Here is a 13,201-nt window from a genome sequence, read left to right as displayed (position 1 = left end):
CCTCACCGCTCAGGCATCGGCCATGGCCTGGTTTCGCCCATCGCCCTTGGCCGCGTAGAGCTGGCGGTCGGCGCGCTCGATGAGCTGGCGATGATCCTCGCCGATGCGATGTTCGGCGACGCCGATGCTTACCGTGATACCGTTCTCCACGTCGAAATCATGCGCCGCGATGACGCCGCACAGGCGTTTAGCCAGCGTCAGCGCCCGGTGTCGAGACGACATTGGTAACAGCAGGGCGAACTCCTCGCCGCCCATGCGGGCTACCATATCCTCTTCCCTCAGGGTTTCCCGGCACAGGTGCGCCACTTCACGCAGTACCTCATCGCCCTGCAGATGGCCGTGGTTGTCATTGATGGCCTTGAAGTGGTCGATGTCGAGGATCATCAGCGACAGAGGAGTGGCGTGGCGGTTGCTCAGCGACACCGCCTCCTCCAGGCGCGCCATCAGTCGGCGGCGGTTGGCCACCCCGGTCAGGTCGTCGGTGTCGGAGAGCCGGCGCAGGCGGGCCTCTTCGCTGACCTGCTCGGAGATATCCATCATCATGCCGTGCCACAGCACGCCGTCTGGCGTGGGTGTGGGTTGGGCGCGCAGGGCGACCCAGCGGGTGCCACGACCCTTGAGGGGCAGGCGGAAGCGGGTGCTGAGTGGCGTCAGCCAGCGCATGGAGCGCTCCAGCGCCACCATCAGGCGCGGATAATCCTCATCCGACAGGCGGTTCAGGGCGGGGCGGGCGTCCATGGCGAGGTGTTCCGGAGCTATGCCGATCAGGCGGACGCCGGCCCCCGCCAGGTAGGGGAAGTGCATCTCCCCAGCGTGGCTGCGGTGCAGCTGAAAGATGACTCCGGGCAGCCGGTCGACCGGTGCCGTGTCAAGCTCTCTCCCGCCCGGCATGACAGTCGTTGACGTCATGCGGGGTTCCTTTTTCAGTGTCCTGCTGCGTACAGGAAGTGATGTCGTTATGGTGCCTGCCGTCGAGGTGCGGCCAGGTCATGGCACAGTTTACCCCGATTCAGCGAGGCTATGCCCCCCGGAACTCCTTCATAGGATGTAAGCGATTGCCGACAATGCGAGTGATGCCTGACCGGAGTCACGAGTCGCTGGAATTATCTGGGGGCATCGTAGCGTTGCAGGCGGTCGCGGGAGAAGGCCACCTGCCACAGCTGCAGATGGCGTGCCCGGAAGGCGCCGGCACACACGGTGAGGTAGTAGCGGAACATGCGCCGGGTGCGTTCGTTGTAGCGATGGGCGATCTCGGGCCAGTGAGTGTCGAAATTCGCCAGCCAGGCCATCAGGGTGCGGTCGTAGTCGGGGCCGAAGTTCTGCCAATCCTCCATCAGCAGGTGCGGCTCACTGGCACGGGCGATCTGCATTGCCGAGGGGAGCACGCCGTTGGGAAAGATGTACTTGTTGATCCAGGGGTCGGCGGTGATCTCGGAGTGGTTGGAGCCGATGGTATGCAGCAGGAAGAGGCTTTCGGCTTCCAGCAGCCGCTCCACGGTGGCGAAGTAGGTGGGGTAGTTGCGATGACCGACATGCTCGAACATGCCGATGGAGACGATGCGGTCGAAGCGGCCGGTTAGGTCGCGATAATCCATCAGCTCGATGGTCACCGGCAGGCCGGCGCAACGCTCGCGGGCCAGCGCCGCCTGTTCCCGGGAGATGGTGATGCCGGTCACCTCGACCCCGTGGTGGCGCGCGGCGTGTTCGGCAAAGCTGCCCCAACCGCAGCCGATATCCAGTACGCGCATGCCCGGTGCCAGTGCGAGCTTGCGACAGGCGAGCTCCAGCTTGGCGACCTGGGCCTCGTGCAGGGTATCGGCCTCCTTCCAGTAGCCACAGGAGTAGCACATGGTGGGGTCGAGCATGCGCTCGAAGAGGTCGTTGCCCAGATCGTAGTGGGCCTCGCCGACGATATAGGCCCGTGCCCGGCTCTGCAGGTTGAAGAAGCCGGCCTGCAGACGGTACATCAAGCGCTCCGATGGGGTATGGGCGCGCTCGGCGAGGCCGTGGCGCAGTAGCCGGCAGGCCATCTCGTCGATGCGCTCGCACTCCCACCAGCCGTCCATGTAGGACTCGCCGAGACCCAGGGTCCCCTGATGCAGTACCCGCGAGAAGAAGTCGGGGTGGTAGATACGCAGATCCTGTGGGGCATCGCCGTTGAGGGTGACGCCGGACCCCTCGAGCAGTTCCTGGAAGACGCGGCGCGCTCGTGTGTCGGGCAGGGCGATGGGTCCGATCCGAGGGTTGCTGGTCATGACAGGCTCCGAGTCCAGAGATCTCGTCCATTGAGCATAGTCGAGCCTGTCAGCGAGGGAAAAATCCGGCACAATATGCGCCTTTAGTATTGCCACGCGGCGTGGCAGCGACTCCTCAACCGACGGGCACAAGATGACGACGACGCAACCCCGTATCCAGTGGCTGGGCCGCTGGGGCTTCGTGCTGGCGGCTACCGGCTCGGCGGTGGGCCTGGGCAATATCTGGAAGTTTCCCTACATGACCGGCGAGTATGGCGGCGGCGCCTTTGTGCTGGTCTATCTCGCCTGCATCCTGGCGGTGGGGGTGCCGGTGATGATGGCCGAGATCGCCCTGGGGCGACGCGGACGCGGCAGTCCCATCGATGCGGTACGCCGAGTGGCCGCCGAATCCGGGCGCTCGTCGGCCTGGTCGCTGCTGGGCTGGATGGCGATGCTCTGTGGCTTCCTGATCCTGTGCTTCTATGTGGTGGTGGCCGGCTGGTCCTTCTCCTACCTGTGGAAGATGCTCAGCGGTGGCCTGGCGGGTGGCAGTGTCGATGACATGGTGGCGATCTTTGCGGCCAACAACGCCAGTCCGCTGAACCTCGGCCTGTGGAGCACCCTGGTGACGGTGGTCACCATGCTCATCGTCGGCAAGGGGGTACAGGGCGGCATCGAGAAGAGTGTCGGCTGGATGATGCCCGGCATGGTGGTGATGCTGCTGGTGCTGATCCTGTATGGCGTGTTCTCCGGTGGCTTCGCCGACGCCCTGCGCTTCCTGTTCGTCTTCGATGCGGGCTCACTCTCCAGCGAGGGCCTGCTGGCGGCTCTGGGACACGCCTTCTTCACCCTGTCGCTGGCCTCCGGCGCCATCCTCACCTATGGCAGTTACCTGCCGGCAGGGGCCTCCATCGCCCGCACCACCCTGACGGTGGCGGTAGCCGATACCCTGGTGGCGCTGATGGCAGGTCTGGCGATCTTTCCGGCGATCTTCGCCAATGGCATGGATCCCGGCGAGGGCCCGGGTCTGATCTTCATGAGTCTGCCGCTGGCCTTCCAGGCCATGCCTCTGGGCACCCTGTTCGGCGTGCTGTTCTTCGCCATGCTCTCCATGGCGGCGCTGACCTCGTCGATCTCCATGGTCGAGGCCACCGTCTCCTGGTTATGCGACCGCCAGGGGCTCTCGCGCCGCGCCGCTGCCTGGGTGGCGGGCGGTGTGCTGTGGGTGATCAGCACCCTGGCCATGCTCTCCTTCAATGTCGGTGCCGACTGGACCCTGGCCGGTCGCCACCTGTTCGACTGGCTCGACTACCTCACCTCGCGCTGGATGATGCCGTTGGGCGGCCTGGGCACGGCGCTGCTCATCGGTTTCGTGCTGCGTGCGGCGCCAATGCGCGAGGAGCTGGGGCTGTCTTCGGCCTGGCATGCCCTGTGGCTTTACATGGTGCGCTATGTCAGTCCACTGGGGATCCTGGTGATCTTCGTCGATGCCCTGGGCATCGTATCCGTGGAGTTCGCCACGCACTGGCCCTTCCTGCTGGGACTGCTGCTGGTCATCAGCCTGGCGGGAGAGCTGGCAAGCCCGCGGTTACGGCGTACCCTGTCTGACAGCACCCCAACACGGGAGGGCGTCGAATGAGTGTCGAGAGAGACCCGCAAGAAGGGGGGGCGGGGCAAGCCGAGCCACATGGCATCGTCAGTCTGGTGGGTGCCGGCCCCGGCGACCCTGAGTTGCTCACCCTCAAGGCACTGCGGCGCCTTGAGGCGGCCGAGGTCATCCTGCATGATCGCCTGGTAAGTCCCGAGGTGCTGGCCATGGCCAATCCCGCCGCCCGGCGGCTGTATGTCGGCAAGGCACGCTCCGACCACAGCCTGCCTCAGGCCGAGATCAACCAGGCCCTGGTCGACTGGGCGCGCCAGGGCAAGCGGGTGGTGCGCCTCAAGGGGGGCGATCCATTCATCTTCGGGCGCGGTGGCGAGGAGCTCGAGACCCTGGCCGAGGCCGGTGTCGACTTCGAGGTGATCCCCGGCATCACCGCCGCCTCGGGCTGTGCCGCCTACGCCGGCATCCCGCTTACCCACCGCGACCACGCCCAGTCGGTGCGTTTCATCACCGGTCATCTGCGCAACGGGAGTGCCGACCTCGACTGGCCCGCGCTGGCGAGCCGAGGACAGACCCTGGTGTTCTACATGGGGCTGCACGGCCTGCCCGAGATCTGTCGCCAGCTGGTCGCCCACGGTCTGCCGGGCGAGACCCCGGTAGCGCTTATCGAACAGGGCTCCACGGCCCGCCAGCGAGTGCACCGGGCGAGCCTTGCGAGCCTGCCGGGAGAACTCGCCGGGGTCAGCGTCAAGCCGCCCACCCTGATCATCGTCGGTGGGGTAGTGGCGCTGCATGACCGCCTGGCCTGGTTCGAGGCGACTCGGGCCGGCACCGCCGGCTGGGAGACCGCCGAGCGCTGCGGCTAGTCCGCCGCGACGCTGTCGTCAGTGGCGACCTCGCGGCGAAATTCGCGCTGCCAGCGAGCCAGTAACGCCTGGCGCTTGAGTCGGTCGAGACCGGCAAGCAGCCCCGGCCCCAGGCCTGGTGGACGCAGGGCGTCGCCGAGTCGCTCGCGCAGTTGGGTGGCGGTTCCCGGGCCCGTCAAGGCGGGGTGGATGGCGCCTAGCGAGGTTTCCTCGGCCAGGGTGCGTTGCCCCTCCAGGCTCAGCAGGTAGTTCATGAACAGCTCCGCACTTTGCGGGTTGGGCGCCTGGCGGGGCACCAAAGCCAGGCGCTGGGTGACCAGGGCGTAGTCATTGGGGATGATCATCTCGAGGTCCGGAGCCGCCGCTACCCAGGGGGCAGCGTAGCTGCCCAGCAAGTTGTAACCGATCAGGAAGTGCCCCTCCTTCAGGCCGTCGAGCATCGCCCCGGTGGTCTCCACCAGCTCGGCCTCGACGCCGCCCAGCGCAGCCACCAGGTCCCAGTAGCGCGGCGAGAGCTGCGACTCCTGCATGGCATAGGCATAGCCTGCCCCGCTGCGTACCGGGTCATAGCTGGCCACCCGTCCCGCGAGTGCCTGGCGATGGGTATTCAGCATCGCCAGCAGTTCTGCATGGTTGCGTGGTGGCTCGGCAATGTCTGCCAGTTCGCGGTGAACCACCATGACGATGGGCTCGAAGGTGAAGGCGATCAGTTCATCGCGCCAGCGTGCCCAGGCCGGCCAGGCCTCGAGGTGCGGACTGTCGAGCGGTCGGGCATGACCATCGTTGGCCAGCGCGAACTGCCAGGGCATGGCCGAGGAGATCAGCACGTCGACCTCGTCGGGATGGTCGAGGAAACGCTCGTGAAGCTCGAGGGTGGTGAGGTTGCGATAGATCAGGTCGATGCCGGGGTGACGGCGATGGAAGTCTTCCAGCAGCGGGCGCGCCTGGGGCAGGTCCAGGGCGGCATGAATCACCAGCGGGCGGGCGGGCCCGGCATCCGTGTCGGCGGGCAGCCGTAGTAGCTGCTCGGCGCAGGCGACCACCGGCAGCAGGCAGAGGGCGCCGAGAAGCGCCAGGCGGGCGAGGGCGGAGCACTTCATGTCGGGACCTCCGGGAAACGCATCTCCACCCGCAGCCCGCGCCCCGAGTCGCTCTCGGCGAGATCCAGTCGAGCGCCGTGGTTGCGGGCGATACCGTCGACGATGGCGAGCCCCAGCCCCGAGCCTTCGCCGTCGTCGCGTCCGCGATGAAAGGGGCGCAGGACCAGCAGGCGTCGCTCGGCCGGGATGCCTGGCCCGTCATCCTCGACGAAGAGACGCGGAGGGTCGCTGAGGACGCCCAGGGTGATGCGGCGAGCGCCATAGCGGCGTGAATTGTCGATAAGGTTGGCCAGGGCCTCCTGGAGTTGCCACTCGCTCGCCGCTATAGGCAGCGGCGATGCCAGGCAGTCGGCGCCCAGGTCGATCCCGGCCTGATGACAGGCCACCCAGTGGTCGCGCACCGCCTGGCGTACGCAGTCATTGAGATCGACGGGATGCAACTTCGGTCGGTATTCGGGATTGTCGAGTCGGGTCAGCGAGAGCAGCTGCATGGCCAGGCGGGCGGTCCTCTCGCTAGTGGAGTGAACCGTTTCCAGGGCGGTACGCCACTCCTCGGGTTCCTGGCGACGCAGGGCCAGCTCGGCACGCGCGGTGATGCCCGCCAGGGGCGTGCGCAGCTGATGCGAGGCGTCGCCGATGAAGCGCTCCTGGTTGGCTCGCACCCGGCGCATGCGCGCGAGCAGTTCGTTGAGCGCCTCGCGCAGCTCGGCGAGCTCCCGGGGCAGCTCCAGGTCAAGCGACTTCAGGGTGCGCGGGTCCCGGGCGCGGATGGCGTGGCGCAGTCGGGTCAGCGGTTTCAGCGCCGCTCGCACCGCCAGCAGCAGGGTAGCGACCGCCAGCGCTCCCATGGCCAGGATGCCGGCCAGGTTGCTGCGCAACAGCTCGAGGCGCAGCGCATCGCGCCCTTCACGGGTGTGGGCAACCCGTACCTCGAAAGGCTCCCCGCTGCGCCAGTCCTCGAGACGCGTGCGACGGATGCCCTGGCGTAGGGCCATGCCATGCCGCTCGATATCGCGGTAGAGCAGGGTGTCGCCGCTGGTAGCGCTGGCGCCGGGATGCTCCGGCAGCCTGGCGTTGCCGGTGATGTGGCGGCCCTGCTGGTCCACCAGGGAGTAGAAGACCCGCTCCTGGGCGTCACCCGCGAGCATCTCTAGGGCGGCTGGCGGCAGATCGAGCCAGAGACGCTCATCTTGCCATTGCACCTGCTCGGCGATCGCCAGGGTGGCGGCGTCGAGCAGGCGATCATAGGCACGGTCGGCGGTGGCGCGGGCCTCGAGCCAGGCCTGCAGCAGCAGCAGGGCACCCAGCGTCAGCAGCGGCAGGGTCAGCCAGGCCAGCAGGCGACCGTAGAGGCTGCCGGCAGGGTTCACGGCCCGGTTTCCAGCAGGTAGCCCAGGCCGCGAACGGTCCTGAGTGCCAGTCGCTCTGCGGGCAGGCGCTTGCGCAGCCGGTGTACGTAGACCTCGATGGCGTTGTCGCCCAGTGGTTCGCCACCGAAGGCTTCCTCGGCGAGGCGCGCTTTCTCCACAGGTTCGCCGGCGTGGCGCAGCAGGCAGGCCAGCAGACGCTGTTCGCGGGGGGGGAGGGGAAAGGGCGCACCGTCGATGGTGAAGCCGAGGGTGGTGGCGTCGAACTCGAGCGGCCCCAGGGTCAGACGGGTGGCGCGCGCGTGGCGCCTGAGCAGGGCGCGGACCCGGGCCTCCAGCTCGTCCAGGGCGAAGGGCTTGGCCAGATAGTCGTCGGCCCCCAGGTCCAGGCCGCGCACGCGATCCTCCACGGCGCCACGCGCGGTCAGCACCAGCACCGGGGTCTCACGGTCGTGTCGGCGCAGCGCCTCCAGCACCTCGAGGCCACCGGCGCCGGGCAGGTTGAGATCGAGCAATACCAGGTCGATGCCGTGCTCGTGATCCGCGAGCCGCGCCAGCGCCGCGTCGCCGCGGGCCAGGTGTTCGACCCGGTGGCCGTGGTCGTGCAGCAGTGCCAGCAGCGATTCGGCCAGCAGGGCATCGTCTTCCACCAGCAGCAGTGTCATTTCACCGGCTCCTCTGCGGACGGTGCTTCCAGGCCAGCGCTGGCGTCGGCCAGGGCCCGGGTCGCATCGGCGAGGACCAGGCGCCCCTCGGGGCCGGAGAGTGCCAGCCAGCGTGGGGGGGATCCCGGCAGCAGGTGGGCGACCATGACGCCACCGGCAATGGCCGGGCAGGGCGAATCTCGGGTGATGGTCTGCCAGGTGGCGCCGGGTCGCAAGTCGTGGCGCAGCGCGCTGGCAGGCAGTGCCACCAGCCGGCACTCGATCTGTCCTCCCGCCTGCTCCAGCAGTGAGGCGGTTTCGCCAAGTCCGCTTGCCAGTCGGTCGAGCACCGGCTGGACACGTGCGGCGAGCAGGCGAAGGGGATCCTGGCGCCGCGCCAGGCGGCCAGGCGTCTCGCCCAGCTGCCAGAGGCCATCGGCGTCGCGGCGCACATAGTCGAAGCGCGAAAGCGATCCCAGCAGTCGCAGCAGGGTGCTCTTGTAGAAACCGGTGGCATTGGCCAGCTCGGCGAGACTCATGACGGGGCGGTCGGCGTCGAACGCCTCCAGCACCGTCAGCGCGCGTTCGACGGCCTCCACACGATCCTGGGCCATACTCAAACGACTCCTCGGGGAAAACCCCCTTCTCAAACTTTGGTCGTAATTTGTCCGCGCAGCGTTGACGGCCTGCGTGACGCCCTCTAGCTTTCTACCCTGAAGAACGTAGTTCTGCCTTACAGAATTGTAAGCCAGTTGAAAGCACTCGGCAAGGCCGCCGGGATTGTCCTTCAACACCATCCAACAAACCCGAGGACATCACCATGTCGATCAAGACGCCTCTCAAGCTGGTTGCCGTTGCCGCGCTCACCGTAAGTGCCGGCAGCGTCATGGCCTTCGAGCCCAAGGGCAAGGTGGAATGCATTGCCCCGTCGGACCCCGGCGGTGGCTGGGACTTCACCTGCCGCAGTGTGGGTAACGTGTTGCAGGAGCTGGATCTTGTTCCCGGCAATGTCCAGACCATCAACATGGCCGGCGCCGGCGGTGGGGTGGCCTACGCCCATGTGGTGAGCAAGCGCGCCGGAGATGAACAGCTGCTGGTCGCCGCCTCGACCGCCACCACCACGCGTCTGGCCCAGGGCCAGTTTCCTGGCATGAATGCCGACATGGTCAACTGGATCGGGGCGCTGGGTGCCGACTATGGCGTGATTGCCGTGTCTGCCGACTCCGAGTACCAGGACCTGCCGGCGCTCATGGAGGCCATCGATGAGGACCCGCGCAGCGTCAAGTTCGCCGGTGGCAGTGCCAAGGGCGGCTGGGACCACCTCAAGGTACTGATCACCGCCGATGCGGCCGGGGTCGACGAGCTGCCGCGGATCCCCTACCTCTCCTACAACAATGGCGGCGAGGCCATGACCCAGGTCGTCGGTGGCCACGTCGATGCATTCACCGGCGATATCTCCGAGGCTCAGGGCTTCATGGAGTCGGGGGATCTCCGGGTGCTCGCGGTGCTTTCCGAGGAGCGTCTGCCTGGTGAGTTCGACGACATTCCCACCGCCATGGAGCAGGGTATCGATGCCGTGGGACCCAACTGGCGCGGCTTCTACATGCCCACCGATATCTCCGACGAGTCGCGTCAGTACTGGATCGACGCCATGGATACCGTCTATGCCAGCGATGAGTGGAAGGAGCTGATGGTCAGCAACGGCCTGATGCCGTTCCACATGACTGCCGGTGAGTTCGAGACCTTCGTCAAGGAGCAGATCGCCGATATCGAGCAGCTTTCCAAGGACATCGGACTGATCCAGTGACAACCATGAATGATCGTATCTTCGGCATCCTGCTGATCGTCCTGGCCGTCGCGTACGGCTGGGGCGCCACTCAGCTCCCCGCTCCCTTCGGCGGTAGCGAAGCGGTGGGTCCCGAGACCTTCCCCCTGCTGCTGTCGGTGGTGCTGGGCCTCTCCAGCCTCTACATGATCGTGCGTCCCGACCCCGACAACGCCTGGCCCTGGAGCCGCACCGGCATCGAGCTGGTGATCGCCGTGGTGGTGCTGGTGCTCTACGCGGCGCTGCTGCAGCCGCTGGGTTTCATCCTCAGCACCACCCTGGCGGTCGGCACGCTCTGCTGGCGCATGGGGTCGGCGCCCGTGCGGGCCTACCTGACCGGTGCGGCATCGGGCGTGGTGGTATTCCTGCTGTTCAATTTCGCCCTTGATCTGGCCTTGCCGCTGGGCGTGCTTTCCTTCCTGGAGGTGAGCTGATGGAGACCCTCAGCTTCCTGATCGACGGCTTTGGGGTGGCCCTGGCGCCCCATAACCTGATGTTTGCGCTGCTGGGTGCTTTCCTGGGTACCCTGATCGGCGCGCTCCCGGGCCTGGGCCCGGCCAACGGGGTGGCGATCCTCATTCCTCTGGCCTTCACCCTGGGCCTCGCCCCGGAAACCGCCCTCATCATGCTCACCTCGGTCTATGCCGGGGCCATGTATGGCGGGCGGATCTCGTCGATCCTGCTCAATATCCCTGGTGATGAGCCGGCCATGATGACCTGCCTGGACGGTTATCCCATGGCCCAGCAGGGCAAGGCGGCGGAGGCCCTGGCGATCTCCGCCGTGGCGTCCTTTATCGGCAGCCTGGTGGCGACCGTCGGACTGATCCTGCTCGCTCCGGTGCTGGCAAAGTTCGCCTTGACCTTCGGCCCCGCCGAGTACTTCGCGCTCTTCCTGCTGGCCTTCGCCACCCTGGGCGGGATCACTGGCAAGAATCCCATGAAGACCGTGGTGGCGGCCTGCATCGGCCTGATGATCGCCACCGTGGGCATCGACAACACCGGGGTGCAGCGTTACACCTTCGGCGTGCTGGAGCTCTACGAGGGGGTGGACTTCATCATCGCCATCGTCGGCCTGTTCGCCATCTCCGAACTGCTGTTCTTCATCGAGGAGAAGGCCGGTGGCGGCAAGGAGAAGATGACCGTCAACAAGCTGTCGCTGAAGTGGGCCGATATCCGTAATATCCTGCCTTCCAGCCTGCGCGGTGGGGTGCTTGGCTTCATCGCTGGCGTGCTGCCCGGTGCCGGCGCTTCCCTGGGCAGCTTTATCGGCTATACCCTCGAGAAGAAGGTGGTGGGCAAGAAGGGCTATTTCGGCCAGGGCGATCCGCGCGGCGTGGCGGGCCCCGAAGCCGGCAACAATGGTGCCTCCAGTGGCGCGCTGGTGCCCATGCTGACGCTGGGTGTGCCAGGCAGCGGCACCACCGCGGTGCTGCTGGCGCTGCTGATCTCGCTCAACATCACCCCCGGCCCGTTGATGTTCACCCAGAACGCCGACATCGTCTGGGGCGTGATCGCGGCTCTGCTCATCGGCAACTTCCTGCTGCTGCTGTTGAACATCCCGCTGGTGGGGATCTTCGTCAAGCTGCTGTCGGTGCCACCGATGTTCCTGCTGCCGATCGTGACCATGATCGCCTTCGTGGGCATCTACTCGATCAGCAATACCACCTTCGATCTCTATTTCATGGTCGCCTTCGGCGTCGCCGGCTATATCTTCCGCAAGCTGGAGATCCCGCTGGTGCCGGTCATCCTCGGCCTGCTGCTGGGGCCAGAGATGGAGAAGAACCTGCGCCATGCCATGGACATCTCCGACGGTGACTGGACCATCCTGTGGGACAGCGGCCTGGCCATCGGCCTGTGGGTGTTCGCCGGCCTGGGGCTGATCCTGCCCTACATCGTCGGCCCGCTGCTGCGTCGACGCATGAAGGTCACCACCGGTACGGGCGGCCCCGAGGGAGACTGAACCACGGGTTCGAGGTGCTGCCCAGCGGGGGCGTCGACCGGGTCGGCGCCCCCGCTTTCGCTTCGTCCGCGCTGCATCCCTGTGGCCCGCGGCGTATGCTGGACTGGCTAGGGAGCTCGGGCAGGGAGGGCGAGAGATGGCCAGGCGAGGGAGAGGGCGTGTGGTGGGGATCATCCTGATGGTAGCGCTGCTGGCGTGGGGTGGCATGGGGGCCTGGCAGCGCTTCAAGCCACTTCCCGCGGGGATTGGTGTGGCCTTTCCCGAGCGGCCTGCCGAGCAGGCTCGCTTCGTGGCCGACAGTACCTGGTACGACGTCGCCGGAAAGCGCCACCTCGACCAGGCGATCTTCGATGAGATGCTCGCCATGATCGCCCAGGCAAGGCGTATGGTGGTGGCGGACATGTTCCTGTTCAATGACTTCGCCGGCAGTGCCGAGGGCGAAGATTTCCGCCCGCTCTCCCGGCAGCTGACTGAGGCTCTGCTCGAGCAGAAGCGCCGCCATCCCGGGCTCCAGGCGGTGCTGATCACCGATCCGCTCAATACCCTCTACGGTGGCCTCGAACTCGACCACCTCCAGCGTCTGCGCGGGGCGGGCGTTGCCGTGGTGGAGAGCGACCTGACCCGGCTGCGCGCCTCCAATCCTCTCTGGTCGGGCTTGTGGCACCTGGGCCCGCGCTGGTTCGGCAATGACAGCGACGGGGGCTGGCTGCCCAATGCCCTGGGGCCGGGGCGGGTCACCCTGCGCAGCTACCTGTCGCTGCTCAACTTCAACGCCAATCACCGCAAGACCCTGGTGGTGGATCAGGGCGATGGCTGGGCGGGCCTGGTGACCTCCGCCAACCCCCACGATGCCAGCAGCCGGCATGGCAACGTGGCTCTGCGTTTCCAGGGAGCGGCGGCGCTGGACCTGCTTGCCAGCGAGCGGCCCGTGGCGGCCTGGTCCGGCGTGGCGTTGCCCGGCCCCGAGCCTGCTCCGGTAAAGGAGCCGGAGCCCGAAGGCACCAGACTGCAGCTGCTGACCGAGGGGGCAATCCGCGATGCCCTGGTGGCGGCCATTGCCGCCAGCGGCGCTGGTGACCGCCTCGACATGGCGGTGTTCTACCTGGCCCACCGTGGCGTGATCGAGGCACTCGAGCAGGCCCGGGCACGTGGCGCCATGGTGAGGGTGCTGCTCGATCCCAACCGCGATGCCTTCGGCCTCGAGAAGAGCGGCATTCCCAACCGGCCGGTGGCACACGAGCTGCATTCAGCGGGTATCGAGGTTCGCTGGTGCATCACCCGCGGCGAGCAGTGCCACAGCAAGCTGTTGTTGCGCCGCCCGGCCGATGCCGGCGAGGCCGAGATGATCCTCGGCTCGGCCAACTTCACTCGCCGCAACCTCGACGATCTCAACCTCGAAACCAGCGTGCGCATGGTGGGCCCGACGGACACCCCGGCCCTCCAGGAGGCGGCGGCCTTCTTCGAGGAGCGCTGGAACAGCACTCCCGAGCGAAACACCAGTGCGCCCTTTGCGGCATTCGACGACACCACCCTCTGGCAGCGGATGCGCTATCGGCTGATGGAGGCGACGGGGCTATCGACTTTCTAGCCAGTGGGCAAGGC

Annotated in this window: 12 protein-coding genes; 6 read left to right on the top strand and 6 right to left on the bottom strand. The window is 66.9% G+C overall.

Features of this window, described 5'->3' with window-relative positions; translation table 11 throughout:
• Positions 1-9: 9 nt before the first annotated feature.
• Both ACJ7IV_RS10055 and cfa read right to left on the bottom strand, forming a co-directional pair.
• Positions 10-909, bottom strand: a complete 900-nt coding sequence (locus ACJ7IV_RS10055; RefSeq protein ID WP_483864266.1) for a GGDEF domain-containing protein — start codon at positions 907-909, stop codon at positions 10-12.
• A gap of 194 nt (positions 910-1,103) precedes the next feature.
• Positions 1,104-2,255 carry a cyclopropane fatty acyl phospholipid synthase gene (gene cfa / locus ACJ7IV_RS10050; RefSeq protein ID WP_483864265.1) on the bottom strand — a complete coding sequence of 384 codons (1,152 nt, stop codon included), beginning with the start codon at positions 2,253-2,255 and terminating at the stop codon, positions 1,104-1,106.
• Positions 2,256-2,388: 133 nt separating this feature from the next.
• Between cfa and ACJ7IV_RS10045 the strand changes: the two genes are divergently transcribed.
• Together ACJ7IV_RS10045 and cobA are read left to right on the top strand one after the other, a co-directional pair.
• The gene (locus ACJ7IV_RS10045; RefSeq protein WP_483864264.1) at positions 2,389-3,873 is read left to right on the top strand and encodes a sodium-dependent transporter; all 1,485 of its coding nucleotides are present in this window, start codon (positions 2,389-2,391) and stop codon (positions 3,871-3,873) included.
• A complete protein-coding gene (cobA, locus tag ACJ7IV_RS10040) occupies positions 3,870-4,703 on the top strand; it encodes a uroporphyrinogen-III C-methyltransferase (protein WP_282040461.1) in 834 nt (277 codons plus the stop codon). Before ACJ7IV_RS10045 ends, cobA begins: the two co-directional genes overlap by 4 nt.
• Here the strand turns inward: cobA and ACJ7IV_RS10035 are convergent.
• The 4 genes from ACJ7IV_RS10035 to ACJ7IV_RS10020 are packed head-to-tail and all read right to left on the bottom strand — an operon-like array spanning position 4,700 to position 8,428.
• On the bottom strand, positions 4,700-5,803 hold the full coding sequence (locus ACJ7IV_RS10035) for an ABC transporter substrate-binding protein (protein ID WP_483864263.1): 1,104 nt from the start codon (positions 5,801-5,803) through the stop codon (positions 4,700-4,702). The two genes, cobA and ACJ7IV_RS10035, sit on opposite strands and share 4 nt — an antisense overlap.
• Positions 5,800-7,173: a sensor histidine kinase gene (locus ACJ7IV_RS10030; RefSeq protein ID WP_483864262.1), complete on the bottom strand. Its 1,374-nt coding sequence runs from the start codon at positions 7,171-7,173 to the stop codon at positions 5,800-5,802. Before ACJ7IV_RS10030 ends, ACJ7IV_RS10035 begins: the two co-directional genes overlap by 4 nt.
• Positions 7,170-7,835: a response regulator transcription factor gene (locus ACJ7IV_RS10025; protein ID WP_483864261.1), complete on the bottom strand. Its 666-nt coding sequence runs from the start codon at positions 7,833-7,835 to the stop codon at positions 7,170-7,172. Before ACJ7IV_RS10025 ends, ACJ7IV_RS10030 begins: the two co-directional genes overlap by 4 nt.
• Positions 7,832-8,428: a helix-turn-helix domain-containing protein gene (locus ACJ7IV_RS10020; RefSeq protein WP_483864260.1), complete on the bottom strand. Its 597-nt coding sequence runs from the start codon at positions 8,426-8,428 to the stop codon at positions 7,832-7,834. Before ACJ7IV_RS10020 ends, ACJ7IV_RS10025 begins: the two co-directional genes overlap by 4 nt.
• Positions 8,429-8,634: 206 nt before the next feature.
• Here ACJ7IV_RS10020 and ACJ7IV_RS10015 point away from each other — a divergent pair, with 206 nt between their 5' ends.
• The 4 genes from ACJ7IV_RS10015 (at position 8,635) to ACJ7IV_RS10000 (ending at position 13,187) form a co-directional block, all read left to right on the top strand.
• The gene (locus ACJ7IV_RS10015; RefSeq protein ID WP_161432348.1) at positions 8,635-9,621 is read left to right on the top strand and encodes a Bug family tripartite tricarboxylate transporter substrate binding protein; all 987 of its coding nucleotides are present in this window, start codon (positions 8,635-8,637) and stop codon (positions 9,619-9,621) included.
• Positions 9,622-9,626: 5 nt separating this feature from the next.
• Positions 9,627-10,073: a tripartite tricarboxylate transporter TctB family protein gene (locus ACJ7IV_RS10010; protein WP_282040467.1), complete on the top strand. Its 447-nt coding sequence runs from the start codon at positions 9,627-9,629 to the stop codon at positions 10,071-10,073.
• A complete protein-coding gene (locus ACJ7IV_RS10005) occupies positions 10,073-11,599 on the top strand; it encodes a tripartite tricarboxylate transporter permease (protein ID WP_483864259.1) in 1,527 nt (508 codons plus the stop codon). The genes ACJ7IV_RS10010 and ACJ7IV_RS10005 overlap by 1 nt, the downstream gene beginning before the upstream one ends.
• Before the next feature lie 136 nt (positions 11,600-11,735).
• Entirely contained in the window at positions 11,736-13,187 is a 1,452-nt protein-coding gene (locus ACJ7IV_RS10000) for a phospholipase D family protein (RefSeq protein ID WP_483864258.1), read from the top strand.
• The last annotated feature ends 14 nt before the right edge of the window (positions 13,188-13,201 follow it).

This window comes from Halomonas sp. C10-5, assembly GCF_057169305.1.
Note: the sequence above shows the minus strand (reverse complement) of the source record. Positions and strands in the feature narration are given on the sequence as shown.